Source organism: Streptomyces sp. Tu6071, assembly GCF_000213055.1.
Taxonomy (GTDB): Bacteria; Actinomycetota; Actinomycetes; order Streptomycetales; family Streptomycetaceae; genus Streptomyces; species Streptomyces evansiae.
The window spans coordinates 5522896-5548207 of sequence record NZ_CM001165.1; the positions used below are offsets into that span (position 1 = coordinate 5522896).

At 73.7% G+C, this 25312-nt stretch carries 19 protein-coding genes; 9 read left to right on the forward strand and 10 right to left on the reverse strand.

Annotation, left to right across the window (positions count from 1 at the left end):
* Positions 1-563 precede the first annotated feature (563 nt).
* A complete protein-coding gene (gene ppdK, locus STTU_RS23130; RefSeq protein WP_007827360.1) occupies positions 564-3359 on the forward strand; it encodes a pyruvate, phosphate dikinase in 2796 nt (931 codons plus the stop codon).
* A 310-nt stretch (positions 3360-3669) separates the two neighbouring features.
* Here the strand turns inward: ppdK and STTU_RS23135 are convergent, their stop codons facing one another.
* Entirely contained in the window at positions 3670-6009 is a 2340-nt protein-coding gene (locus STTU_RS23135; protein ID WP_234019303.1) for an N-acetylmuramoyl-L-alanine amidase, read from the reverse strand.
* 230 nt (positions 6010-6239) lie between these two features.
* Between STTU_RS23135 and STTU_RS23140 the strand changes: the two genes are divergently transcribed.
* Positions 6240-6830 (forward strand): hypothetical protein, encoded by a 591-nt coding sequence (locus STTU_RS23140; protein ID WP_007827364.1) that lies wholly within the window; start codon positions 6240-6242, stop codon positions 6828-6830.
* Between the two features lie 126 nt (positions 6831-6956).
* Here the strand turns inward: STTU_RS23140 and STTU_RS23145 are convergent, their stop codons facing one another.
* Complete coding sequence (locus STTU_RS23145; RefSeq protein ID WP_043256070.1) at positions 6957-7916, reverse strand: oxidoreductase; 960 nt, start codon at positions 7914-7916, stop codon at positions 6957-6959.
* A gap of 168 nt (positions 7917-8084) precedes the next feature.
* Here STTU_RS23145 and STTU_RS23150 point away from each other — a divergent pair, with 168 nt between their 5' ends.
* Entirely contained in the window at positions 8085-8867 is a 783-nt protein-coding gene (locus tag STTU_RS23150; RefSeq protein WP_029396786.1) for a sulfite exporter TauE/SafE family protein, read from the forward strand.
* Between the two features lie 115 nt (positions 8868-8982).
* Here STTU_RS23150 and STTU_RS23155 read toward each other — a convergent pair whose 3' ends face one another.
* The 4 genes from STTU_RS23155 to STTU_RS23170 all read right to left on the reverse strand — a co-directional run bounded on the left by STTU_RS23155 (position 8983) and on the right by STTU_RS23170 (position 12089).
* Positions 8983-9540, reverse strand: coding sequence for a hypothetical protein (locus STTU_RS23155; RefSeq protein WP_007827371.1), 558 nt, complete (start codon positions 9538-9540; stop codon positions 8983-8985).
* Positions 9541-9683: 143 nt separating this feature from the next.
* On the reverse strand, positions 9684-10514 hold the full coding sequence (locus tag STTU_RS23160; protein WP_007827373.1) for an aminotransferase class IV: 831 nt from the start codon (positions 10512-10514) through the stop codon (positions 9684-9686).
* A gap of 331 nt (positions 10515-10845) precedes the next feature.
* The gene (locus STTU_RS23165) at positions 10846-11316 is read right to left on the reverse strand and encodes a GNAT family N-acetyltransferase (protein WP_007827374.1); all 471 of its coding nucleotides are present in this window, start codon (positions 11314-11316) and stop codon (positions 10846-10848) included.
* Between the two features lie 137 nt (positions 11317-11453).
* A complete protein-coding gene (locus STTU_RS23170; RefSeq protein ID WP_007827375.1) occupies positions 11454-12089 on the reverse strand; it encodes a DinB family protein in 636 nt (211 codons plus the stop codon).
* Positions 12090-12344: 255 nt separating this feature from the next.
* On the opposite strand from STTU_RS23170, the gene STTU_RS23175 reads away from it, so the two are divergent.
* The 3 genes from STTU_RS23175 to STTU_RS23185 all read left to right on the forward strand — a co-directional run bounded on the left by STTU_RS23175 (position 12345) and on the right by STTU_RS23185 (position 15851).
* Entirely contained in the window at positions 12345-13697 is a 1353-nt protein-coding gene (locus tag STTU_RS23175; protein WP_007827377.1) for a deoxyguanosinetriphosphate triphosphohydrolase, read from the forward strand.
* 270 nt (positions 13698-13967) lie between these two features.
* A complete protein-coding gene (locus STTU_RS23180; RefSeq protein WP_007827378.1) occupies positions 13968-15239 on the forward strand; it encodes an NAD(P)/FAD-dependent oxidoreductase in 1272 nt (423 codons plus the stop codon).
* 66 nt (positions 15240-15305) lie between these two features.
* Entirely contained in the window at positions 15306-15851 is a 546-nt protein-coding gene (locus STTU_RS23185) for a hypothetical protein (RefSeq protein WP_007827379.1), read from the forward strand.
* 42 nt (positions 15852-15893) lie between these two features.
* Here STTU_RS23185 and STTU_RS23190 read toward each other — a convergent pair whose 3' ends face one another.
* Together STTU_RS23190 and STTU_RS23195 are read right to left on the reverse strand one after the other, a co-directional pair.
* Positions 15894-16313, reverse strand: a complete 420-nt coding sequence (locus STTU_RS23190) for a DUF2267 domain-containing protein (RefSeq protein ID WP_007827380.1) — start codon at positions 16311-16313, stop codon at positions 15894-15896.
* Positions 16314-16497: 184 nt separating this feature from the next.
* Complete coding sequence (locus STTU_RS23195; RefSeq protein WP_007827383.1) at positions 16498-16938, reverse strand: Hsp20/alpha crystallin family protein; 441 nt, start codon at positions 16936-16938, stop codon at positions 16498-16500.
* Between the two features lie 137 nt (positions 16939-17075).
* On the opposite strand from STTU_RS23195, the gene STTU_RS23200 reads away from it, so the two are divergent.
* The 3 genes from STTU_RS23200 to STTU_RS23210 all read left to right on the forward strand — a co-directional run bounded on the left by STTU_RS23200 (position 17076) and on the right by STTU_RS23210 (position 21450).
* Positions 17076-17849: a hypothetical protein gene (locus STTU_RS23200; protein WP_007827385.1), complete on the forward strand. Its 774-nt coding sequence runs from the start codon at positions 17076-17078 to the stop codon at positions 17847-17849.
* A 272-nt stretch (positions 17850-18121) separates the two neighbouring features.
* A complete protein-coding gene (dnaG, locus tag STTU_RS23205; protein ID WP_007827386.1) occupies positions 18122-20035 on the forward strand; it encodes a DNA primase in 1914 nt (637 codons plus the stop codon).
* A 398-nt stretch (positions 20036-20433) separates the two neighbouring features.
* The gene (locus STTU_RS23210) at positions 20434-21450 is read left to right on the forward strand and encodes an RNA polymerase sigma factor (protein WP_007827388.1); all 1017 of its coding nucleotides are present in this window, start codon (positions 20434-20436) and stop codon (positions 21448-21450) included.
* 163 nt (positions 21451-21613) lie between these two features.
* Here the strand turns inward: STTU_RS23210 and STTU_RS23215 are convergent, their stop codons facing one another.
* Both STTU_RS23215 and STTU_RS23220 read right to left on the reverse strand, forming a co-directional pair.
* Positions 21614-23521, reverse strand: a complete 1908-nt coding sequence (locus STTU_RS23215; protein ID WP_007827390.1) for an ABC transporter ATP-binding protein — start codon at positions 23519-23521, stop codon at positions 21614-21616.
* 20 nt (positions 23522-23541) lie between these two features.
* The gene (locus STTU_RS23220) at positions 23542-25275 is read right to left on the reverse strand and encodes an ABC transporter ATP-binding protein (RefSeq protein ID WP_007827392.1); all 1734 of its coding nucleotides are present in this window, start codon (positions 25273-25275) and stop codon (positions 23542-23544) included.
* Between the last annotated feature and the right edge of the window lie 37 nt (positions 25276-25312).

A 25312-nucleotide genomic window follows, 5' to 3' on the forward strand; every position in this document is an offset into this window, starting at 1 on the left:
CGGATCTTCGCCACCGCTCCAGCCTCGGCGCCGCCGTCCCTTCCCGCCACTCGGCCCCGTATTTCACGACTCTCCGTGATCGCCGACGCCTCCCAGGCCGCCTCGCTCCGGTGCTCCGGCACTCGATGTCGCACGTGGCCCGCCAGGCCCGCGCTCACCCGTACGGCCGTACCCCGCGCTCGCACGCGCGTCCGCATCGTGGCCCTTCGGGGCCTGGATTTCGCGTGATTCACGCCACGTCTGAGAGTCGTTTAACTCAGATGAGCGAGATAGGTGGGTTTTCAGCTCCCGAAGAATGGCACCCGGTGCCACCATCCGTGATTTCAGGAAGTGAACGCACATGACGGCAACCCCTGCTCATGTGAGCGGAATGTACCGGAGCTGCATCTTCCGTTTTCAGGGCTTGAAGCGCGCGCCGGTCCGCCCCCGCCCCTGACGACACTTTCGATCTCCTGGCGGGCGGCGCGTTGTGCCCGCATGACCCCCAGGTCCAGGTGCCGAACCACCTTGGATCTGGGTATGTTCCTCGCCGTCAGGGCAGTCAGCCGCGAGGAGTCAGTCCCGTGTCGTCCACAAAGCAGCAGCACCCCGAGGCCGCAGGCCGTGCCGGTGCGGGCACGTCCGTCGCGTCCGTCCCCGAGACGCCGCGCGCGCCGCGCGAGACGCCTAAATTCGTCTACGACTTCACTGAGGGCAACCGTCGCCTGAAGGATCTCCTCGGTGGCAAGGGCGCGAATCTCGCCGAGATGACGAACCTGGGCCTGCCGGTCCCGCCCGGATTCACCATCACCACCGAGGCGTGCAAGACGTACCTGGAGAGCGGCAAGGAGCCCGCGGCCCTGCGCGACGAGGTGAGTGCGCACCTCGACGCGCTGGAGGCCACGATGGGCAAGAAGCTCGGCCAGGCGGACGACCCGCTGCTCGTCTCCGTACGCTCCGGCGCCAAGTTCTCGATGCCCGGGATGATGGACACCGTCCTGAACATCGGCCTCTCGGACGCCTCCGTGGCGGGGCTCGCCGCGCAGGCCGGCGACGAGCGCTTCGCGTGGGACTCCTACCGCCGCCTGATCCAGATGTTCGGCAAGACCGTCCTCGGCGTCGACGGCGAACTCTTCGAAGAGGCGCTGGAGTCGGCGAAGAAGGCGAAGAAGGCCGCGACCGACGTCGACCTCGACGCGGCCGACCTGAAGAAGCTCGTCAAGAGCTACAAGAAGCTCGTCGAGCGCGAGGCGGGCCGCCCCTTCCCGCAGGACCCGCGCGAGCAGATGGACCTGGCGATCCACGCCGTCTTCGATTCGTGGAACACCGAGCGCGCCAAGCTCTACCGCCGCCAGGAGCGCATCCCGCACGACCTCGGCACCGCCGTCAACGTCTGCTCGATGGTCTTCGGCAACCTCGGCCCCGACTCCGGCACGGGCGTCGCCTTCACGCGCGACCCCGCCAGCGGCCACCAGGGCGTCTACGGCGACTACTTGCAGAACGCGCAGGGCGAGGACGTCGTCGCGGGCATCCGCAACACCGTGCCGCTCGCCGACCTGGAGGGCATCGACAAGCCCTCGTACGACGCGCTGATGCGCATCATGGAGACCCTGGAGAACCACTACAGGGACCTGTGCGACATCGAGTTCACGATCGAGCGCGGCAAGCTGTGGATGCTCCAGACCCGCGTCGGCAAGCGCACGGCCGCGGCCGCCTTCCGCATCGCGACCCAGCTCGTCGACCAGGGCCTCATCACCGAGGCCGAGGCTCTCCAGCGCGTCAACGGCAACCAGCTCGCGCAGCTCATGTTCCCGCGCTTCGACGAGAAGTCGAGCGCCGAGGCGGTCGCGCGCGGCATCGCCGCCTCGCCCGGCGCGGCCGTCGGCAAGGCCGTCTTCGACTCGTACACGGCCGTCAAGTGGTCCCGCTCCGGCGAGAAGGTCATCCTCATCCGCCGCGAGACCAACCCCGACGACCTCGACGGCATGATCGCCGCCGAGGGCATCCTCACCTCACGCGGCGGCAAGACCTCGCACGCCGCCGTCGTCGCGCGCGGCATGGGCAAGACCTGTGTCTGCGGCGCCGAGGAGCTGGAGGTCGACACCAAGCGGCGCCGCCTCACGACGAGCGCGGGCACCGTCGTCGAGGAGGGCGACCTCGTCTCCATCGACGGCTCCACGGGCCGCGTCTACCTGGGCGAAGTACCCGTCGTGCCCTCGCCGGTCGTCGAGTACTTCGAGGGCCGCATGCACGCGGGCGCCGACGAGGCGGACGAACTCGTCGCCGCCGTCCACCGGATCATGGCCTACGCCGACCGCACCCGCCGCCTGCGCGTGCGCGCCAACGCCGACAACGCCGCCGACGCGCTGCGCGCCCGCCGCTTCGGCGCCCAGGGCATCGGCCTGTGCCGCACCGAGCACATGTTCCTCGGCGAACGCCGCACCCTCGTCGAGTCGTTGATCCTCGCCGACACCGACAAGGAGCGTGAGGAAGCGCTCGCGGAACTCCTCCCGCTCCAGAAGCAGGACTTCATCGAGCTGTTCGAGGCGATGGACGGACTCCCCGTCACCGTGCGCCTCCTGGACCCCCCGCTGCACGAATTCCTGCCGGACATCACCGAGTTGTCGGTACGGGTCGCCCTCGCCGAATCGCGGAGGGACGCCAACGAGAACGACCTCCGCCTGCTCCAGGCCGTCCACCGCCTCCACGAGCAGAACCCGATGCTCGGCCTGCGCGGCGTACGCCTCGGCCTCGTCATCCCCGGCCTGTTCACGATGCAGGTGCGGGCCATCGCGGAGGCCGCCGCGCACCGCCGCGAGAACAGCGGCGACCCGCGTGCCGAGATCATGATCCCGCTCGTCGGCACCGTCCAGGAACTCGAACTCGTCCGCGAGGAGGCCGAGGAGGTCATTGCCGCGATCGAGTCGGAGCTGGGCACCGACCTGGGGATCTCGCTCGGCACGATGATCGAGCTGCCGCGCGCCGCGCTCACCGCGGGGCAGATCGCCGAGGCCGCGCAGTTCTTCTCCTTCGGCACCAACGACCTCACGCAGACGGTCTGGGGCTTCTCGCGCGACGACGTCGAGGCGAGCTTCTTCACCGCGTACCTGGAGAAGGGCATCTTCGGCGTCTCGCCCTTCGAGACCATTGACCGCGACGGGGTCGGCAGGCTCGTCGCCGACGCCGCCCGCGCGGGCCGCGCGACCCGCCCCGACCTCAAGCTCGGGGTGTGCGGCGAGCACGGCGGCGACCCGGAGTCGGTCCACTTCTTCCACGAGGTCGGCCTCGACTACGTCTCCTGCTCGCCCTTCCGCATCCCGGTCGCCCGCCTGGAGGCGGCCCGCGCCGCCGCGAAGCCCGGGACGGACACGACGGCCTGAGCCACCGTTCCGCCACCGACCACCCCTCCGGGGTCCCCGCCCCGGGCCCCCGCCCCCGCCCGTCCCACCCTCACCGGGGCGGGGCACGGGAAGCGCCCGGAGCACGAAGAAGGAGCGGCACCCTGTGCGGGGGTGCCGCTCCTTCGCCGTCCGGGCGTGCCCGTACGGGAGTGCATGCCGTGCGAGTGCGAACCGGGCGGTCCGCCGCACGAGGTTCACGCCGTACAAGTACGGGGGAGCCCGGCGCGTCCCGGAGTTCACGCCGGACGAGTGCGGGCCGCCCGGTGCGTGCACCGGGCGGCCCCGTACGTCACTTCAGGTACACCAGGCCGTCCGTCGTGATCGTCGGCCGGCCCTTCGTCGCCGCCACGACGACCTTCACCGTGTGCTTGCCGCTCTTCGACCAGGCCGTGGTCCACTGCGCGTCGCGGTACTTGGTCGTGCTCGACTTCAGGTCGACCGTCGCCTTCTTCACGCCGTCCACGTACACGTACACCTGTCCCGAGGTCGACGCGCGCGAGAAGACGAGCGAGGCGCCGCGCCCCGTGAAGGTGTAGGTGAGCGAGGCGTTCTTCGCCGAGGAACTGTACGACGTGCCGCCGAGGTAGCTCGACGAGGACTTCGTCGTCCACTTGCCCGTCTTCTTGCCGCTGCTCTCCTGGAGGATCGCGGGGGCCGAAGTGGTGCTCGCCGAGGCGGTGTTGCCCGCCTGGTCGTACGCGGTGAGCGACCACGTCGTGGTGGCGGCGGGCTTCGCGGTGAGCGAGGCGCTCTTCGTCGTGGGCCCGTAGGTCACGGCGGACGGCTTCGTGAGCCGCACCTCCTTGAGCGCCGCCGCGTCCGTCGCCGCCCACTTGAGGGTGACCGGCACGGACGTGCTGCCCACCGTGCCCGTGCGCAGCGCGGTCGACGGCTTGGTGCCGAAGGAGGGCGCCGTTCTGTCGACCACGACGGTCGTGCCCGCCGTCGTGCTCGCCTTGCCCGAGACGTGCACGGCGCGCACCGCGACGGTGTGCGTGCCGGAGGCGAAGGTCAGCGCCGCGGAGGTCGCCGTGGCCTTCGCGGTGACGGAGACCTTGCCGTCGACCAGCACCTCGTAGCGGTTGACCAGCGTGCTCGGCGTGGTCGCCGACCAGCGCACCGTCGCCGTGCCCTTCGTCCACGCCTTCGTGCCCGAGACGCCCGCCCCGGTGAAGCCGGTGATCTTCAGCCCGGCGACGGCACCGCCCGCGAGGGTGCGGATCTCGGGGAGCGCGGCGTAGAGCTGCGTACCGGGGCACTCCGTCGCGTAGCCGTCGCGGTGGCCCGAGATCCGGTTGAGGGTGACCGTCTGGCCCTTCTTGAACTTCCCGCCCGTGCCCGAGCCGTCGGCCCCGGCGACGAGCCCGACCTTGCCGGTCGGGTCCTCCTTGTACTGCCCGAGCTTCCAGGCGGCGATCCGCGCGACCGCGGTCTTCGCGGCCGAGGACGGCGCCGCCTTGTTGTAGTCGCCGAGGACGGCGACGCCCGTCGTGTCGGTGTTGAAGCCGTACGTGTGCGCGCCGATCACCGGCAGGTCCACACCGCCCTTGCGGCCCTCGAAGATCGTGCCGCACTTGTCGACGAGGAAGTGGTACCCCACGTCCTTCCAGCCGTTCGTCTTGATGTGGTACGTGCGGATCGCGCGCACCATCGCGGCCGACTGGTCGCACGAGTACGAGTTGGCGTCCACCGTGTGGTGGACGAAGACCGCCTCCACCTTGGTGCCGTACTCGGGGGCCTCGTCGTTCATCGACTCGTCGGCGCCCCACTGTGCGCGCGTCACGATGGGCGGGCGCGGCGCCGTGGACGGGGGAGCGGTCGGCGGAGGCGTCGTCGTGGCGCCCGCGGCGGGTGTCGTCGCGGTCGTCGTCGGCGCGGCCGGTGTGGAGGGCGAGGCGGGGGCCGAGGGGGCGACCGGCGCCGACGCGCCGGGCGCGGGGCTGCCCGCCGCTGGGCTCGACTCCGCTCCCGGGGTGCTCTCGGCGGGGGTGGGCGAGGACGCCGGGTCGGCCGTCCCCGTACCGGAGTCCGCGTCGGCGGCCTCGTCCCCCTCGGCAGCACCGGTCCCTCCCGCGGGCTCGTCGTCCGCGACGAAGGCCGCCGGGTCGGCGTCCGACGCCGGGGCGGGCGACTTCCCCGGGTCGACGAGTTCGAGCCGCAGCCCGGCGGGGAGCGCCGAGCCGCGCCCGTCCACGTCGACCTGCACGCCGTCCGAAGGCCCGACCCACAGCGGCTCCGTCGCACCGCGCGTGCTCTCGGGCTGCGCCGTGCCGTCGCCCTCGGTCCCGAGGCTCTGCCACGGGCCCCAGGTCCCCGTCCCCGTGGCGCGCGCCCGGACCCGGACCGTCCCCGGCAGTTCGGCGGTCGGCTTGGTCCATGACAGGCCGAGCAGGCTGAACGGCCCGGTGTCGCGCTTCCCGAGCGCGGCCTGGTCGCCCTCGGCCTTCACGGCGACGGTGTGCAGCGCGGTGCGCACGGCGTGCGGCGCGGGCCGCTTGGCCGCCTGCGCCGTACCGCCGCCCCCGGGCCCCCCGTTGGTCACGAGCACGCCGGTCACCACCGCGAGCGCTGTCGCTGTCGCGGCCGTGCCCCACACTCTTCGTTTCCGCACAACGGTCTGGATCGCCATCGTGGCGTCCCCCCTAGCTTCGTGGGCACCTCCCACCGGGAGTGTTCTCGACCGGCGTGTGCCGTGAGCATTGTGACAGAAGGGCTCGAACGTTTTGTCAAAGTTGCGTCAGGTGCGCGTCAACACGCCGTAGGGACCGCACCCTTCCGCGTCAGCACCACGTCAGAGCGCGGGCAGGCCGCCGCGCGCGGGGCCTACGCTCCGGCGAGGAACAGGAAGGGGTACGCGCGATGACGAAGGCGGTACGGGGAGCGCGGGGGACACGGAGCGCGCGGGCCGGGTGGCCCGTACGGGGCGGGCGGGCCTTCCCCCGTACGGGGACCGCGCCCGCGCGCTGGACGACGGACCGCCGCTGGCGCCACGACCTGGGCACGGCCCTGCTCTGCGCCGGGCTCCTCCTCGCGCTCGCGCTGCTCATCGACGGGGTACGGGGCTCGCTCGACGCCCCGCGCGCCGCGCTGTGGCTCGGCCTCGCCGTCCTCCTCCATGCGGCCCTGCACCCCGTACGCACCGGAACCCGCCCCGGCGAACTGCGCACGTGGGGCCTGATCCGCCGCCACACGGTCCGCACCGACCGCCTCGTCTCCCTCACCGAGACCGGCGGCCTCGTCCCACGCCTCCTCCTGCGCGACACGAGCGGCCACCGCCTGAGCTGCGAGACCGCCGTCCTCACCGCCAACCCCCTCCTGTGGCACCGCCTCGACACCGACCTCCGCACCTCCCACCGCCTCGGCCTCCTGCGCACGGGCGCGGAGCTGCTGGAACGGCTGGAGGAACGGGTGGACAGGGAGGTGCTGGGGGAGGGGTTCGGGGACGCGTGAACCGTACGGGCCCGCGGGTCCGGGGGAGACGGCGAACCGTGCGGGCCCGGGGAGGCGGGCGAACCGCGCGGGCCCGGGAGCCCGCGATCGGGTACGGGCCCCGGGGCGGCGCGTGAACCGCGCGGCTCACGCCTCCGGCAGTTCGTACCGGACCCCCGTCAGCTCCTCCGACGCCGCCCACAGGCGCCGCGCCGTCTCGTCGTCACGCGTCCACGGGGCGCGCCAGGACGGGCCCGGGGCGCCGCGCCACATCAGGAAGCGGGGGCCCGTGAAGGAGTCCTGGCCGACACCGGGCGCCGTCGCCGCGTAGAGCGAGGGCAGCGCGCCCGCTTCGGCGGGCTGCCCGACCAGCCGGGTGCGGAGCCTGGCGAGCCGTTCGGCCGCCTTGCGCCCCTCCAGCCGCGACCCGGCCGTGTGGAGGTTCGTGCGCGCGTACCCGGGGTGCGCCGCGGCGGCCACCGTGTCCGCGCCGGCCGCGTCCAGACGGCGGGCGAGTTCGTGCGTGAAGAGCAGGTTCGCCGTCTTGGAACGGCCGTAGGCGAGCCAGCGGCGGTAGTGGCGCGCGCTGTCGAGGTCCTGCGGGTCCAGGTTGCCGAGCACGTGCAGGATGCTGGACACCGTCACGACCCGGCTTCCTGGCGTGCGCAGCAGCGCGGGCAGCAGGAGACCCGTGAGGGCGAAGTGCCCGAGGTGGTTGACGCCGAACTGCCGCTCGAAGCCGTCCGCCGTGCGCCCGTACGGGAGCGCCATGACGCCCGCGTTGTCGAGCAGCACGTCGACGGGCCGCCGTACGTGCCGCGCCGCGAACTCCCGTACCGAGCCCAGGTCGCCGAGGTCGAGCCGCGAGAACTCCGCGTGCGCCCCCGGCACCTCCGAGAGCAGCCGCGCCACCGCGTCGGCGCCCCGCCGCTCGCTGCGGCAGGCGAGCACGACGTGCGCCCCGTGCCGGGCGAGTTCGCGCGCGGCGACGTAGCCGATGCCGCTGTTGGCCCCCGTGACGACGGCGGTCCTGCCCTCCTGGGCGGGGATACGGGCGGCACTCCACCCCCGCGTGCGTGTTCCGCTTCCTCCTGTACCGGCGGCCATCGCGCCGCTCCCTTCCTCGTGTCTGCGTCGTGTGTCGTGCTGCGCGGCTCCGGACGGGCCGCTGTCCGGGCCCTTCTACCCCGTCAGCCGTGGGCGTCCCGCCCGCGCGGCGAGCGGTCCGGGACGGGCGTGCGTGCCCCGTACAGGCGTGCGCATAAGGTCATGCTCATGCCCGACATACCCCTGACCACGGTTCTTGTGCTGTGCCTCGCCGCGCTCGCGGCGGGCTGGATCGACGCCGTCGTGGGCGGCGGCGGCCTGCTCCTGCTGCCCGCGCTGCTCCTCGGCGTCCCGCACGTACCAGCCGCGCACATCCTCGGCACGAACAAGGCCGTCGCGATCGTGGGGACGGGAGGCGCGGCGTTCACCTATGTACGCAAGGGCGCGCCCGTCAACGTGCGGATCGCGGTGGGGATCGGGGGCGCCGCGCTGCTCGGCTCGACGATCGGGGCGCTCTTCGCCGCGGGCATCTCCAGCGACGTGCTGCGGCCCATGATCATGGTGGTGCTCCTCGCGGTGCTCGCCTTCGTCATGCTGCGCCCCGCGTTCGGCACGCAGGCCGCGGGACCGGCGGCGGGGCGGGGCCGGGTGGTCGCCGCGATCCTCCTCGCGGGGCTCGGGATCGGCGCGTACGACGGGTTCTTCGGGCCCGGTACGGGAACGTTCCTCGTGCTCGCGCTCACGGCCGTGCTGCGCCTCGACCTCGTCTCGGCCTCGGCGACGGCGAAGATCGTCAACACGTGCACGAACCTCGGCGCCCTCGTCACGTTCGCGGTGCAGGGCAACGTGATGTGGGGCCTCGCCCTCCCGCTCGCGGCGTGCAACCTGATCGGCGGCATGACGGGCGCGCACACGGCCCTCAAGCGGGGCAGCGGCTTCGTCCGCACGGTGCTCGTGGTGGTCGTGCTCGGGCTCGTGGCCAAGCTGGCCTACGACCAGTGGGTGGCCTGAACGGACTCAGCCCCGGGGCCCGGCCCCTCCCGGGCCGCCCCTGTCCAGGGCCGCGCGCACGTGCTCCGGGTCGCGGGGCCGGGAGCGGGGTGCCGGGCTGTGGGGCCCCGTTTGGCTACACGGTGCCCCGCGTCCTCCGGTGCAGGAGCCACGTCCCGCACACCGTCGCGAAGGCGAGCACCCCGACGCCGCAGGCGACGCGCACCGGGTCGCGGCCGAGCGGCCCGGGGCCGCCGGCGAGCTGCGTCCCGCGGCCGGTGTCCGCCGCCGCCGTACCGGCCGCGACCCCCGAGGGCCCGTACGCGCCGCTCAGGCCCACCCGCAGGTCGGCCTTGGTCTCCGCGCCGCCCGTGCCGCACCGCACCACCACCTCGTAGGTGCCCGGGTTCGCGGTGCCCGGCACGCGGAAGCTCCCCACCGCGTCGGGCGCCTCCGTGCCGCCGCTGAGCGCGAAGCCGCCCGAGCGCAGCGCGGGCACCGTGCCGGTCGCGGCGTGCCCGGGGCAGCCGGCCGCGTGCGCGGTCACCTTCGTTCCGGGTGCCGCCGCGGCGGGTACCAGCCGCAGGGCGGGGGCCGGTGCGGGCTCCGCCGCGACGGCGACCGCCGGCAGCGCGCACCCCCCGGCCAGGACAAGGGCGGCCACCGCACCGTTCCGCGTACGCCTCGCGGGCATGGTCCTCCTTCCGCGGGGGCCCGCTCGCGACCTCTGCGTGCCGCGAAGCCGAACGCGCCCCGCCTAAGAGGTAAGCCCGCCCCGCCCCCCGCCGCGCGCTCAGCGCGGGCGTACGGGTGACAGCCCATCAGGCGGCCCGGGGCTCAGACCTCCTCCCAGGGCACCGCCTCGTACACCGCGCGCAGCCGCCGGAGCAGGGCCCCGTCCACCGCGTAGGAGTGCCCGCCGATCTCGCCGACGGCCACGATGCCGCGCGAGTTCGCGAGGAACACCGCGCGGAAACCGGCCAGGTCCGCGAGGCGCACCGGGCGCCGCACGGGGGCGAGCCCGGCGGCGGGCAGCCCCTGTTCCAGGAGCGTGAGCGTCGTCCCGGCGAGCGCGGGCGCGGTGGGCAGCACGAGCCGCTCGCCGTCCCAGAAGAGGACGTTCGTGACCCCGCCCTCGGCCACTTCGCCGTCCGGCCCGGTGAGCAGGATCTCGTCGTACCCCTCCCGCGCGGCGAGCCGACCGTAGTGCGTCTGGCCGAAGCCGCCGAGGTGCTTGACGTGCGCGAAGGGCCGTACGTACGGGACCGGGCGGACCCGCAGCGGCTCGTCGCCCACCTCGCCGGGCGCGGCGAGGGTCACCATGAGCGAGAGCGCCCCGGCGGGCCGGTGCACGTACACGCGCAGGGCGGCGTCGCGCGCACGGCCCCCGAGCGCGTGCCGCACCCGCTCCCGCACGAGCCCCGGATCGAGCTCCTCCCCCCACAACTCCCGCGAGGCGGCGCGCAAGCGCTCCAGATGCACTCCGACCCCGCGCACCCTCCCGCCCCGCACCTGCGCGGCGGTGAAGTGCCCGTCCCCGCGCACGGCCCGCCACAACAGGTCGTCAGCGGTGGCCGCCCGCCCGTCCACCTCGACCAGCTCGATCCCCAGCTCCCGGGCCAGCGGCCCGAGCCCGCCCGACACGCCCGCGCCGTCCTCGTTCACCATGCCCCCCACGCTAGCCCGGCGCGCGAACCCCCCTCCGGGGAGCCGCCCCCACGCCATCCCGGCGCGAATCCCTCGGGGAGCCGCCTTCCGCGCGCCCTTCCGGCGCGCGAACCCCTTCCGGGTCCCGTCCGGGGACTCCCCGCCCCGGACCCGCCTCTCGGGAACCCCGGCCGCCCGCCCCGGCGTTGTAGCCACCGGGGGCCCGCCAAACCCTGAGGTGATCCGTTCGACGAGCCCCAGGGGTTGCCTCGTCACCCGGCTATCCCCGCCACGCCGACGGCCGGGCGGGGCCCCTGCGTCCCCACAAGCGTCCCGCCCGGCTTCCCGCCTTTCACCGCTCGACCCGCTTCGTCATCCGCAGCTCCGCGCCCTCCCCCTCCCCGTCCCGCCCCTCGACCACGAACCCCCGCCGCAGGTACATCTCCCGTGCCTCCGCGTTCCCGGCCAGCACCCCGAGCCGCAGCCGCGCCGCGCCTATCCGTCGCGCCCACTCCTCCACGGCGCCGAGCAGCAGGCCCCCGAGGCCCCGTCCGCGTACCGCCGTCGCCACCCACACAGAGTGCAGCTCGACCGTGCCGTCCCCGGCGGGGAGGCCGCTCGTCGTCCCCACCGCGGTCCCGTCCACGAAGGCCGCCAGGTGGTACGCGCCCGGCAGCACGAGCCGGTCCCGCCAGCGCCGCTCCTCGCGCGGACCCCAGTCGGCGAGCCGCGCCCTGAACGCGTGCGGAGCGTCCGCGAGCGCCGCCCGCCGCAGCTCCCGCCACAACGGCCAGTCGGCGGACCCGAGCGCCCGCAGCTCCACCCCGGCGGATCGAGCCGCCGCGCCGACCCACGGAACGTCCGCCCCGGACGCCCGCGCCCCGCCCCCCGACGTCTCCGCCCCGTCCCTCCGGTCCTCCGGCCCCCGCCTCCCAGCGGGCGGACCGCCTCGCCCCTCCGTCACGCCCCCGCCCCCTCCCGCTCACCCGCCCGCTCCGCCCCCTCCGGGTCCGCCTCGCGTGCCGCGCGCTCGACCTTCTCGCGGTACGCCGACCACTCCCCGCCGTCCCACTCGGGGAGATTCGCGTCCTCGCGGCCCGCCCCCGCGCGCCCGTCGAGCAGCTCGCGCGTGATGTCCGCGTGGCCCGCGTGCCGCTGCGTCTCGGCGAGGACGCGGACCAGGACGTGGTGCAGCGTCGTCACGGCCCGGTGCTCCGGCCACCACGGCACCCGGCCCTCCGCGTCGAGCGGCAGCTCCGCGAGGACCGCGTCCGTGTGCGCCCACGCCGCCCGGTACAGGCCGGTGAGCGCGGCCCTGGATTCCTCGGGGCGCGCCCACAGGTCGTCCTCGGGCTCGCGCGTCCAGTGGAAGTCGGGCTCCTCGCCCTTCGCGAAGTACGGCCGCCCGAACGTGTCCCCGAAGTACCCCAGCTCCACCGCCGCCAAGTGCTTCACGAGCCCCAGCAGGTTCGTCCCGGTCGGCGTCAACGGGCGCCGTACGTCGTACTCCGAGAGGCCCTCCGCCTTCCACAGCACGGCCTCGCGCGCCTCCTGGAGGTACCGGTGCAGATCGGCCACAGGCCCGTTGAACGACATGATCGCCCCCGCTTTCATCCCTACGTTTGCCACGTGCCGCCGAGTCTCGCACCCACTACTGACAACGCCCCGGAAAGCCGGTCGGGGCCCGCTCCCGCCCGCCGCCGGCCTTCCCCGGAACCCGGCCGGGCACGCCCCGCGCCCCGGCCGGCCCCGCCCCTGAGCCCCGCTCCGTACCCCGCCCCGCCGCCCCTGCCCTGCCTCGCCCCCGCACATCTGTCCGGGATGTCCCTCCCTCCGCTTAGGCTCTGTCCCATGGCAGCGACTTCCCGGCAGGCCGATGGCGAGACGAATCGGCTGTCCCACGACACGGCGGACTACACCCCGGCGGACACCGAGCGCTGGGCACCCGAGCCCGACAAGCGCCCCGGCCGCACCGCCTTCCAGCGCGACCGGGCCCGGGTCCTGCACTCCTCCGCGCTGCGCAGACTCGCGGGCAAGACGCAGGTCGTCACCCTCGGCACGGGCGGTCACGCCTGGGACGCGAGCCCCCGTACCCGCCTCACCCACTCCCTGGAGTGCGCCCAGGTCGGCCGCGACCTCGGCGGCGCGCTCGGCTGCGACCCCGACCTCCTCGAGGCCGCGTGCCTCTCGCACGACCTCGGCCACCCGCCCTTCGGCCACAACGGCGAGCAGGTCCTCGACGAACTCGCCCGCGACATCGGCGGCTTCGAGGGCAACGCCCAGTCCCTGCGCCTGCTCACCCGCATCGAGCCCAAGCGCTTCGTGCCGGGCCCGGACGACACCCGGATCGGTGTCGGCCTCAACCTCACGCGCGCCGCCCTCGACGCCGCCACCAAGTACCCCTGGCCGCGCGGCGGGCACCCGCTGGACCCCGCGCACCCGAAGTTCGGCGTGTACGAGGACGACCTCCCCGTCTTCCGCTGGCTCCGCGCCGAGGCGCCCCGGGACCGTACGTGCTTCGAGGCCCAGGTCATGGACTGGTCCGACGACGTCGCCTACTCCGTGCACGACCTGGAGGACGGCCTGCACGCGGGCCACATCGACCCCAACGCGCTGCTCTCCGAGCCCGAGCGGGCCGAGATCCACCGCGTCGCGCTCGACCGCGGCCACGTACCGCCCGACGCGGAGCGCGCCGAACTCGACGCGGCACTCGACCGCCTCCTCGCCGAGGAGTGGTGGCCGCACCACTACGACGGCACCGGCACCGCCCAGGCCCGCCTGAAGGACGCCACGAGCGAACTCATCGGCCGCTTCTGCCTCGCCGCCGAGACCGCGACCCGCGCCGCCCACGGACCGGCGCCGCTCAGCCGCTACGCGGCCCGCCTCGTCGTCCCGCGCACCGCCCGCCTGGAGTGCGGGCTCCTCAAGGCCGTCGCGGACCTCTACGTCATCCAGCGCGCGGAACAGGAGGAGATCCGCGCCGCTCAGCGCGTGCTCCTCACCGAACTCGGCGCCGCGCTCGCGGCCCGCGCCCCGCACGGCCTGGACCCCCAGTTCCGCGCCCTCTTCGACCAGGCCGGGGACGATCCCGCCCGCCACCGCGTCCTGATCGACCAGATCGCCTCCCTGACGGACGAGGCGGCGCGCTCACTGCACGCCGAACTGACCCAGCAGGGGCGCATTCAAGCCCCCTCCGGCGGCTGAGGAGCGGGGGCGCGGGCGTGGAGCCCCCGCACGGCCGCTCCGGTGGAAACGAGGAACCCTCGCCCCGCGCCCCCCGCCTGAGCTGCTGTACCGTCAGGAATCCCCCGCACCGAGGCAACCGGGACCCAGGAACTCGATCACCCCCCCGATCGAGTCACCCCCCTTCCCCCCGCCCGCCCCCGTGCGGGACGCTCGCAGGGGACCGCCGCCCCCGTCCGCGTCCGCCGCAAGGGCGGTGCGCGGCGGGCTCGGGTACTGAGGAGGCAGCACGTGGTCGACGCGGATCAGACGTTCGTCATCGTCGGAGGGGGCCTGGCCGGCGCCAAAGCGGCGGAGACGCTGCGCGCGGAGGGCTTCACCGGGCGGGTGATCCTGGTGTGCGACGAACGGGAGCACCCGTACGAGCGCCCCGCGCTCTCCAAGGGCTACCTGCTCGGCAAGGACGCCCGCGAGAGCGTCTTCGTGCACGAGCCCGGGTGGTACGCGGGCGCCGAGGTCGAACTCCACCTCGGCCAGCCCGCCGTGTCGCTCGACGCGGCCAACCACACCCTCACGCTCGGCGACGGCACGCCCCTCCACTACGACAAGCTGCTCCTCGCCACCGGCTCCGAGCCGCGCCGCCTGGAGATCCCCGGCACCGATCTCGCGGGCGTCCACCACCTGCGCCGCCTCGCCCACGCCGAGCGCCTGCGCCGCACCCTCGCGAACCTCGGCCGCGACAACGGCCACCTGCTCATCGCGGGCGCGGGCTGGATCGGCCTGGAGGTCGCCGCCGCCGCGCGCGAGTACGGCGCCGAGGTCACCGTCGTCGACGCCGCGCCCACCCCGCTGCACCACGTGCTCGGCCCCGAGGTCGGCAGGCTCTTCACCGACCTGCACGCCGAGCGCGGCGTCCGCTTCCACTTCGGCGCCCGCCTCACCGAGATCATCGGCCAGGACGGCATGGTCCTCGCCGGGCTCACCGACGACGGCGAGGAGCACCCCGCCCACGACGTCCTCGCGGCCGTCGGCGCCGCGCCCCGCACCGCCCTCGCCGAGTCCGCGGGGCTCACGCTCGCCGCGCCCGAGCACGGCGGCGGCATCGCGGTCGACGCGGGGCTGCGCACCTCGGACCCGGACGTCTACGCGGCCGGGGACGTCGCCTCCGTGCCGCTCGGCCTCTTCCCCGGCGCGCCCCTGCGCGTCGAGCACTGGGCCAACGCGCTCAACGGCGGCCCGCTCGCGGCCCGCGCGATGCTCGGCAGGGACGTCACGTACGACCGCGTCCCGTACTTCTTCTCCGACCAGTACGACCTCGGCCTGGAGTACTCGGGCTGGGCGCCGCCGGGGCAGTACGACCAGGTGCTCGTACGGGGCGACGCCGCCAAGCGCCGCTTCCTCGCCTTCTGGCTGCTCGACGGGCAGGTGCGGGCCGCGATGAACGTCAACGTCTGGGACGTGACCGAACCGCTCCAGAAGCTCATCCGCGCCGGCAGCCGCCCCGACCCGGAGGCCCTCGCGGACCCGAACGTCCCGCTGGAGTCCTTCCTGCCGTCACCCTGAAAAGGCTGTGTGCGCATTCGTTCGAACGCGGGGCACGGTCCTGCCCGCATCCGTAAGGTGCCCCGCGTGAAGACACGGGGAATCAAACTGACCGCGATGGCGGCGATAACGGTCCTCGCCCTGACGGGCTTCTCGACAGGGCGGGGACACGGCACCGGCAGCAGGCACGGGAGCGGCGGGCACGGCGGCGGATGCAGCAGCTCCTCGCAGCGGCAGAACGGCTCCAGCTCCTCCGACGACGACGATGCCTACGACTCGGGCTACAACCGGGGCTACAACAGCGGGACGAACCGGCGCCACACCTCCACCCCCGGCCCCGCCGCGAGCGGGACCGGCTCCGGGAGCACCCGCGCCTCGACCGTCACGGCGACCCTCGTCTCCTGCGTGAGCGCGGGCAAGCCCTGGTCCACGGTGCGCCTGAAGAACACCGGCACCAGGACGGGCCGCTACACCGGCAGCGTGACCTTCTACGACAAGGACGGCGGCTACGTCGACCTCCAGGGCATCGTCGACGTGAGCGTGGCCAAGGGGAAGACGAAGACGGTGAAGGTCAAGCCCCTCGACCCCACGGGCATCAAGAGGTGCGTGCTGACGGACGAGGAGGACTTCTGAGTCCGTCGCGGACGCCTTCCCCCGGCCGGGCCCGGCCTTCGGTCAGGCGGCGCGCTGTTCCTCCCCGGCGTCCCCGGCCGCCCGCGGGCGGCCGAAGAGCAGGTCGTACCCCGGGGGGAGCTGGAGCAGGACGCGCTCTGTCAGCTCCTCGCCCGCCGCGTCGGCCGCGACGCTGAGCACCGCGCTCACGTCCCAGGCCGCGGTGGCCTCGGTGGCCCCCTCGATCCAGGCGGCGGCGGCCCGTACGAACCGCTCGGCGGAGAGGGGCCCGGCGGCCCGGAGCGGGTCGAGGAGGACCAGGGCGAAGGTCTCCGGGAGCCGGGCCGCCAGTTCTGCCCGTATCCCGCCGGCCAGATGCGCGCCCAGCAGCGCCAGTACGGTACGGGCCGCCTGTCCGGCCTCGCTCCGGCTCGCGTACTCGCCGCGTTCCCGCACCTGCTCCAGGAACGCTTCCTCTCGCATCGTCATGACTGCCCCCTGCCTGTGTCCGTGTCCTCCGTGAGCGCGTCTTCTGCGAGCGCGTCCTGCGGTGGACGGCCGGTGCGCGGCGGACCGCCGGTGCGCCGGCCGGGGGCCCGCGCCGGAGGACGGGTACGGGAGGGAGCCCGTCCTCCGGCGCGCGGCCCGTGCCGGCCTCGTCCCGGCCTCAGCCGCTGATCTCCTTGCGCCCGGAGCCCGCGCCGATGGCGATCTTGCGTGGCTTGGCGCGCTCCGCGATCGGGATGCGCACCGTCAGCACGCCCGCCTCGTAGTCGGCCTGGATGCGCTCGGTGTCGAGGGTGTCGGCGAGCATCACCTGCCGCGAGAAGACGCCCAGCGGGCGCTCGGACAGCTCGACCTGGGCCTCCTTGCTCCGCCCGACCGGACGGCGCTCGGCCTTGACGGTCAGCATGTTCCGCTCGACGTCGATGTCGATCGCGTCCGGGTCGACGCCCGGGAGGTCCAGCGCGAGCACGTACTCCCCGCCGTCGCGGTAAGCGTCCATCGGCATCAGGGACGGCCGCGACCACGTGCCGGACGCGGAGTTGCCGAAGAACTGCTGGGTGATGCGGTCCAGCTCACGGAAGGGGTCGGTGCGCATCAGCATGGGGAAGACACCTCCATGGTCGAGACGGGCCCTCGCAGGCCCCGTGCGTGGTTGCCTGTCTCTGTTATAGCGTGTCATCCAAGAGATGACAAGCAAGGGTGTCACCCGATGGATGACACCTTGAGTGGAGGTGGCTCATGGCCGCAGCGGACGAACACCCTCGGCAGCACCAGCCCCCGACCCCGTCCGGCACCCCGCCGACGCCGGGGACCGCCCCCGGCACGCCCTCCGCCCCGGACCCGTCCGCGCCTGCCGGGCACGGCACTCCGCCCGCTCCGGCCACCCCCGCCGCACCCCTGCCCGCCGTGACAGCGGCCCTGGAGACCATCGCCGACGTGGTCCGTACGGCCCAGTCGAGCCCGCCGACGTCCCCGGCGGCCTCCGGCACCGGTGCCGAGCAGGCGCTCGCGGCGCTGCTCCTGCTGCGGCAACTGCGCGAACAGCTCGGCGGCTGGGAGACCGGCCTGATCGAGGACGCGCGGGAGGCCGGTGCGAGCTGGGCCGAGCTGGCCGGACCGCTCGGGGTCGCCAACCGGCAGTCGGCCGAGCGCCGCTACCTCCGCCGCCGTCCCGGCACCCCCGGCAGCACCGGGGAGGAGCGCATCCAGGCCACCCGGGACCGCCGCGCCGCCGACCGCGCCGTCGCCGCCTGGGCCCGCGAGCACGCCACCACGCTGCGCGGCCTCGCGGCCGAGGTCGTCGCCCTGGACGCGCTGCCCGCACCGGCCCGTACCCCCCTCGCCCAAGCCCTCGGCCACCAGGACCCGGCCCGCCTCCTCGCGCCGCTCAAGGCCGCCCGCCCCCACCTGGCCGCCCGCCATCCCGCCCTCGCCGCCCGCGTCGACGCCCTGGCACTCCGCCCCGGGGACACCCCGCCCGGCGACGGCACCCCCGCCGCCCCGGCCCCCTGAGGCGCCCGCCCCGCGGACGGCTGCCGGGACCGACTCCGCCCCACGGACGGCCGCAGGGACCCCGCCCCGCGGACGGCCGCGAAGCCCTGCCCCGCAGACGGCCCCCGGACCCCGCCCCGCAGATAGCCCCCCGGACCCCGCCCCGCGGACGGCCCCCCGGGACGCCCGCCCGCCCCCGGGGCCCGCCCGGATCGGCGCCCCCGCCCCACCCCCTCCTCCCGTCCGTCCCTCCTCTCGTCCACCCACCGCTCCGGGCCCCGTAGACTTCCCCCGTGGCTGGCAGGATCAAGGACGAGGACGTGAAGGCGGTCAGGGACGCGGTCCCGATCGACTCCGTTGTCGCGGAGTACCTCCAGCTCAAGAACGCGGGCGGCGGGAACCTCAAGGGCCTGTGCCCCTTCCACGACGAGAAGTCGCCGTCGTTCCAGGTCAGCCCCGCGAAGGGCCTCTTCCACTGCTTCGGCTGCCAAGAGGGCGGCGACACGATCACCTTCGTCATGAAGGTGGACCACCTCAGCTTCTCCGAAGCCGTCGAACGCCTCGCCGGTCAGGCGGGCATCACCCTCCGTTACGAGGAGGGCGGCTACAACCCGACCCAGCAGCGCGGCGAGCGCATCCGCCTCATCGACGCCCACCGCGCCGCGGCGAAGTACTACGAGGAGCAGCTCGCCGGACCCGAGGCCGAGATCGGCCGCAAGTTCCTCGCCGAGCGCGGCTTCGACCAGAGCGCCGCCGCGCACTTCGGCGTCGGCTACAGCCCGGCGGGCTGGGACCACCTCACCCGCTACCTGCGCGGCCAAGGCTTCACCGACCGCGAGCTGATCACCTCCGGTCTCTCCCAGGAGAGCCGCGGCGGGCGCCCCATCGACCGCTTCCGGGGCCGCCTCATGTGGCCGATCAAGGACATCGGCGGCGACATCGTCGGCTTCGGCGCCCGCCGTCTGCGCGAGGACGACAACGGACCGAAGTACCTCAACACCCCCGAGACCCCCGTCTACCGCAAATCGCAGGTCCTCTACGGCATCGACCTCGCCAAGAAGGACATCGCCCGCGCGAGCCGCGCCGTCGTCGTCGAGGGCTACACCGACGTCATGGCCTGCCACCTCTCCGGCGTCACGACCGCCGTCGCGACCTGCGGCACAGCCTTCGGCACCGAGCACATCAAGATCCTGCGCCGCCTGCTCATGGACAACGGCAGCGCCCGGGTGATCTTCACCTTCGACGGCGACGCGGCCGGGCAGAAGGCCGCCCTGCGCGCCTTCGAGGACGACCAGAAGTTCGCCGCCGAGACGTACATCGCGATCGCTCCCGACAACATGGACCCCTGCGACCTGCGTCTCGCCAAGGGCGAGCAGGCGGTCGCGGAACTCGTCGAGCCGCGCGTCCCGCTCTTCGAGTTCGCGCTGCGCCAGATCGTCTCGCGCTACGACCTGGAGACCCCCGCGGGCCGCGCCGCCGCGCTCGACGAGGCGGCGCCCGTCGTCGCGAGCGTCAAGAACGTCGCGCTGCGCCACGCCGTCGCCGTCCAGCTCGCCGGGATGCTCGGCTACGGCCCGATGGACCAGCAGGAGGTCGTACGGCGCGTCGCGACCGTCGCCCGCTGGGCCCGCGAGCACCGGGGCGAACCCCTCCCCGGCGGCCCGCGCCGCCCCGCCACGGCCACCTCGGGCGCCCCTCAGCGTCCCGGCAACTCGGGCCCCGCGCTCATCCTGCGCAACCCCGCGCACATGACCGAGCGCGAACTGCTCAAACTCGCTCTCCAGCGGCCCGAACTGGTCTCGCCCGCTTTCGACGCGTACGAGATCGACGAGTTCACCGCCGAGCCGTACGCCGCCGTGCGCCAGGCCATCGCCGACGCGGGCGGCGCCGAGGAGGGCGTCCACGACGCGATGGCCTACCTCACCGCCGTGCGCGAGGCGGCCCCCGACGACCGCGTCCGCGCGATGGTCACCGAACTCGCCGTCGAACCGATCCGCCGCCGCGTCGTCGACGAGATCTACGCGAGCGAGCAACTGGTCCGGGTCCGGGTCCGCGCCGTCCAGCGCCGCGTCACCGAACTCCAGGGCACCTTCACCCGCGTCTCCGCGCAGGGCGACCAGGCCCGCGCGGCCGAGGTCCAGAGCGAACTGTGGGTCCTGGAGCAGTACGGCCGCGCCCTCCAGCAGCAGGGCGCGGCAGCCCTCTGAACGGCGGCCCTCCCGGCGGCGGTCCCGTGAGCGGGGTCCTCTGAGCGGGGCCCTCCCAGCGAGCGGCATCCCCTGAGCGGGGTCTCCCCTGGACGCGGCCTCTCCACGGGGCCCCGCCCCACGGACGCCCCCTCCTGCCGGGCGCCCCGCCCGACGCCCCGCCCTTCCTGCCGGACGCCCCGCCCCACCCGACGTCCCGCCCCCTCCGCCCCACCAGAAGCCGCCCCCTCCGCCCCACCGGTCGCCCCGCCCCCACGCGTCCCACCCGCTGACCGCCCGTCACGCGCCGGACACAAAAAGTCCCCGCACACCCCTCGTGGGCCGTCCCCGCCCTGTCCCACACTGAAAACCGCCCACCCCGCGGACAGCGGCGGCGAACCCCCCAGGAGGCCCCCTCCGTGCCCACGCAGCTTCGCGCCACGACGTCCACCCCGCAGGACGCCCCGCCCCTCCCGGGCGTCCCCCCGCAGCGCACGCGCGAGCGCACCCCCGCCCCTCCCGGCGGCCACGCGCCCGATCTCTTCCGCCAGTACTTACGCGAGATAGGCCGCATCCCGCTCCTCACCGCCGCCGACGAAGTCGACCTCGCCCGCCGCGTCGAGGCCGGCCTCTTCGCCGAGGCGAAACTCGCCGGGCCCGGCCCGCTCGACACCCGCCTCGCCCTCGATCTCGACCGCCTCGTCGTCCTCGGCCGCGCCGCCAAGCGCCGCCTCATCGAGTCCAACCTCCGCCTCGTCGTCTCCGTCGCCAAGCGGTACGCGGGGCGCGGCCTGACGATGCTCGACCTCGTCCAGGAGGGCAATCTCGGCCTCATCCGCGCCGTCGAGAAGTTCGACTACACGCGCGGCTTCAAGTTCTCCACGTACGCCACCTGGTGGATCCGCCAGGCGATGTCCCGCGCGCTCGCCGACCAGGCCCGCACGATCCGCGTGCCCGTGCACGTCGTCGAGCTGATCAACCGCGTCGTACGGGTCCAGCGCGGACTGCTCCAGGAGCGCGGCCACGAGCCGAGCCACGCGGAGGTCGCCGCCCTCCTCGGCCTCACGAAGGAGCGCGTCGGCGAGGTCCTGCGCCTCGCGCAGGAGCCCGTCTCGCTCCACACCCCGGTCGGCGGCGAGGACGAGGTCGCGCTCGGCGACCTCATCGAGGACGGCGACGCCCCCTCGCCCCCCGAGTCCGCCGCGCTGCTCCTGCTGCGCCGCCACCTCGAAGACGTCCTCTCGACCCTGGGCGAGCGCGAACGCCAGGTCGTCCAGCTCCGCTACGGACTCGACGACGGCCGCCCCCGCACCCTGGAGGAGATCGGCACCCTCTTCGGCGTCACGCGCGAACGCATCCGCCAGATCGAGGCCAAGACCCTCGCCAAACTCCGCTCCCACGCCTTCGCCGACCAGCTCAGGGGCTACCTGGACTGAGGCGCGATACGGCGAACGGGACGCCGGTACGGAGGAGGAGCGCCCGGTACGGGGGAGGGACGACCGCCCGGCGCCTCGGCGCCCGTACGCGAACGGGTCGCCCCCGCGCCCGTACGAGGAGAGGACCCCGTACCGCCGCGAAGACGCCCCGCCCCCCGCGCCCCTACTCGACCTCGGCCACCGCCTGCGCGAACTGCGCCGCGTACAGCCGCGCGTACGCGCCGCCCGCCGCGAGCAGTTCCTCGTGCGAGCCCTGCTCCACGATCGCGCCGTTCTCCATGACGAGGATCGTGTCCGCGTCGCGGATCGTGGAGAGCCGGTGCGCGATGACGAAACTCGTGCGCCCGGCCGCGAGGCGCTCCATCGCCTTCTGGATCAGGACCTCGGTCCGGGTGTCCACGGAGCTGGTCGCCTCGTCGAGCACGAGGATCACCGGGTCCGAGAGGAAGGCGCGCGCGATCGTGATGAGCTGCTTCTCGCCCGCGCTCACGCCCGTTCCCTCGTCGTCGATGACCGTGTCGTAGCCCTCGGGGAGCGTGCGCACGAAGCGGTCCGCGTGCGCCGCCCTCGCCGCCTCCTCGATCTCCTCGCGGGTGACCTCGCGCGCGGCCCCGTACGCGATGTTCTCCGCGATCGAGCCGCCGAAGAGCCACGTGTCCTGGAGCACCATCCCTATCCCGGCGCGCAGGTCGTCGCGGCGCATCCGCGCGATGTCGACGCCGTCGAGCGTGATGCGCCCGCCCGTCACGTCGTAGAAGCGGAGCAGCAGGTTGACGAGCGTCGTCTTGCCCGCGCCCGTGGGGCCGACGATCGCGACCGTGTGGCCCGGGTCGACCTCCAGGGACAGGTCCTCGATGAGCGGCTTGTCCTCCTGGTAGCGGAAGGAGACGTGCTCGAAGGCGACTCGCCCGCGCAGCTTCTCGGGGCGCTCCGGCTCGGCCGGGTCCGCGCTCTGCTCGTCGGCGTCGAGCAGCTCGAAGATCCGCTCCGCCGAGGCGACGCCCGACTGGATGAGGTTCGCCATCGAGGCGACCTGCGTGAGCGGCATCGAGAACTGCCGCGAGTACTGCACGAACGCCTGCACGTCACCGATCGACAGCGCGCCCGAGGCGACCCGCAGACCGCCGACGACGGCGACGAGCACGTAGTTGATGTTCGAGACGAACATCATCAGCGGCTGCATGACACCGCTCGTGAACTGCGCCCGGTTCGAGGCGTCGTACAGCGCCTCGTTGTGCTCGCGGAAGATCTCCGCCGACTCCTCCTGGCGCCCGAAGACCTTCACGAGCGTGTGGCCCGTGTACATCTCCTCGATGTGCGCGTTCAGCTCGCCCGTCGACTTCCACTGCCGCACGAACTGCGGCTGCGAGCGCTTGCCCACGCGCGTCGCGACGAGCGCGGAGAGCGGCACGGTCACGAGCGCGACGAGCGCGAGCAGCCACGAGATCCAGAACATGACCGCGAGCACCCCGATGATCGTCAGCACCGAGTTGACGAGCTGGCCGAGGGTCTGCTGCAGCGTCTGCTGGAGGTTGTCCATGTCGTTCGTCGCGCGGCTCAGCACCTCACCGCGCTGACGGCGGTCGAAGTACGACAGCGGCAGGCGCGACAGCTTCGACTGCACGTCCTCGCGCAGCCGCCTGATCATGAGGTTGATCGCCCGGTTCGAGAGCCGCACCGAGATCGACATGAGCACGCCGCCGACCGCGAAGACGAGCGTCGCGATGAGCAGCACCTCGCCGATCGCCCCGAAGTCGATGCCCTGGCCCGGCGTGAAGTGCACCCCCTTGAGGAGGTCGGCGAAACCGCCGTCACCGCGCTCCCGCGCCGCCTCGATGACCTGTTCCTTGGTCTGCCCGGCGCGCAACTGCCCGCCGATCACCCCGCCGAAGAGCAGGTCGGTCGCGTGCCCGAGGATCTTCGGCCCCGACACCGACGCCGCCACGCTCACTATCCCGAGCGCCAGCATCCCCGTCAGGAGCGCCTTGTACGGGGCGAAGCGGCGTGCGAGCCGCTTCGCCGTTCCCTTGAAGTCGTCGAGACCCTGCGCCGCGGCGGCTCCGGCCGCCATTCGTCCACCGGGACCGGCCATCACGCGGCCTCCGCTTCCGTCAGCTGGGAGAGCACGATCTCCCGGTAGGTCTCATTGGTCTCCATCAGCTCGTGGTGCCGCCCCACGCCCACGATCCGCCCCTCGTCGAGCACGAGGATGCGGTCCGCGTCGCGGATCGTCGCGACGCGCTGCGCCACGATCACCACCGTCGCCCGCGCCGTCTCGTGGCCGAGCGCCGCGCGCAGCGCCGCGTCCGTCGCGTAGTCGAGCGCCGAGAAGGAGTCGTCGAAGAGGTAGATCTCCGGGCGCTGCACGAGCGTGCGCGCGATCGCGAGCCGCTGCCGCTGCCCGCCCGAGAAGTTCGAGCCGCCCTGCGCCACCGGCGCCTCCAGCCGGTGCTCCAGCTTCTCCACGAAGCCCTTGGCCTGCGCGACCTCCAGCGCGTGCCACAGCTCCTCGTCGCTCGCGTCCGGGTTCCCGTAGCGCAGATTGCTCGCGACCGTCCCCGAGAAGAGGTACGGCTTCTGCGGGACGAGCCCGACCGTGCGCGCGAGCAGCGCGGGATCGACCTCGCGCACGTCCACGCCGTCGACCAGGACCTCGCCCTCGGTCGCGTCGAACAGGCGCGGCACGAGCCCGAGCAGCGTCGTCTTGCCGCTGCCCGTCGAGCCGATCACGGCCGTCGTCTCGCCGGGGAGCGCTTCGAGGTCGATCCCGCGCAGGACCGGCTCCTCGGCCCCCGGGAAGCGGAAGCCGGCGCCGCGCAGTTCGAGCCGCCCGTGCCGGCGCAGCTCGGTGATCCCGGCCCGCGGCGGCACGACGCTCGACGCGGTGTCGAGGACCTCTTCGATGCGCTCGGCGCACACCTCGGCGCGCGGCACCATCATGAACATGAAGGTGGCCATCATGACGGCCATCACGATCTGCATGAGGTAGGAGAGGAACGCGGTCAGCGCCCCGATCTGCATCCCGCCGCTCTCGATGCGGTGCGAGCCGAACCACACGACGGCGACGCTGGAGAGGTTCACGACGGTCATGACGGTCGGGAACATGAGCGCGAAGAGCCGCCCGGTGCCGAGCGAGACCTCCGTCAGCTCACCGTTCGCGCCGTCGAAGCGCGTGCCCTCGTACTCGTCGCGCACGAAGGCGCGGATGACGCGGTTCCCGGTGATCTGCTCGCGCAGCACCCGGTTCACGGTGTCCAGACGGGTCTGGAGCGTACGGAACAGCGGGCGCAGCTTGCGCACGATGAGCCCGACCGAGCCGCCGAGCACGGGGATCACGACGAGCAGGATCGAGGAGAGCGGCACGTCCTGGCCGAGCGCGAGGATCACACCGCCGACGCACATGATCGGCGCCGAGACCATGAGCGTGAACGACATCAGGACGAGCATCTGCACCTGCTGCACGTCGTTCGTCGTCCGCGTGATGAGCGTCGGTGCGCCGAACTGGCCGACCTCGCGCGCCGAGAAGGACTGCACGCGGTCGAATATTCGCGCGCGCACGTCCCGCCCGAGCGCGGCGGCGGTACGCGCCCCGTAGAACACCGCGCCGACGTTCCCCGCCATCTGCACGACGGCGACGATCAGCATGAGCCCGCCGAACTCCATGATGTAGCCCGTGTCGCCCTTCACGACACCGTTGTCGATGATGTCGGCGTTGAGCGTGGGCAGATAGAGCGCGGCGCAGGTCTGGACGAACTGGAGCAGGACGAGAAGGGCGATGGGCCGTTTGTAGGGGGCCAGCGAGGCCCGCAGAAGTCGTATGAGCACACTGCGCCTGTCGGAGAGGGGTCGGGAGCCTCCCTAT

Bases quoted from the DNA above. Each gene is read 5' to 3' on its own strand.
- STTU_RS23135 (WP_234019303.1), bottom strand. From the start codon at position 6,009: ATGGCGATCCAGACCGTTGTGCGGAAACGAAGAGTGTGGGGCACGGCC.
- STTU_RS23140 (WP_007827364.1), top strand. From the start codon at position 6,240: ATGACGAAGGCGGTACGGGGAGCGCGGGGGACACGGAGCGCGCGGGCC.
- STTU_RS23145 (WP_043256070.1), bottom strand. From the start codon at position 7,916: ATGGCCGCCGGTACAGGAGGAAGCGGAACACGCACGCGGGGGTGGAGT.
- STTU_RS23150 (WP_029396786.1), top strand. From the start codon at position 8,085: ATGCCCGACATACCCCTGACCACGGTTCTTGTGCTGTGCCTCGCCGCG.
- STTU_RS23155 (WP_007827371.1), bottom strand. From the start codon at position 9,540: ATGCCCGCGAGGCGTACGCGGAACGGTGCGGTGGCCGCCCTTGTCCTG.
- STTU_RS23160 (WP_007827373.1), bottom strand. From the start codon at position 10,514: ATGGTGAACGAGGACGGCGCGGGCGTGTCGGGCGGGCTCGGGCCGCTG.
- STTU_RS23170 (WP_007827375.1), bottom strand. From the start codon at position 12,089: ATGTCGTTCAACGGGCCTGTGGCCGATCTGCACCGGTACCTCCAGGAG.
- STTU_RS23175 (WP_007827377.1), top strand. From the start codon at position 12,345: ATGGCAGCGACTTCCCGGCAGGCCGATGGCGAGACGAATCGGCTGTCC.
- STTU_RS23190 (WP_007827380.1), bottom strand. From the start codon at position 16,313: ATGCGAGAGGAAGCGTTCCTGGAGCAGGTGCGGGAACGCGGCGAGTAC.
- STTU_RS23195 (WP_007827383.1), bottom strand. From the start codon at position 16,938: ATGCTGATGCGCACCGACCCCTTCCGTGAGCTGGACCGCATCACCCAG.
- STTU_RS23200 (WP_007827385.1), top strand. From the start codon at position 17,076: ATGGCCGCAGCGGACGAACACCCTCGGCAGCACCAGCCCCCGACCCCG.
- STTU_RS23215 (WP_007827390.1), bottom strand. From the start codon at position 23,521: ATGGCGGCCGGAGCCGCCGCGGCGCAGGGTCTCGACGACTTCAAGGGA.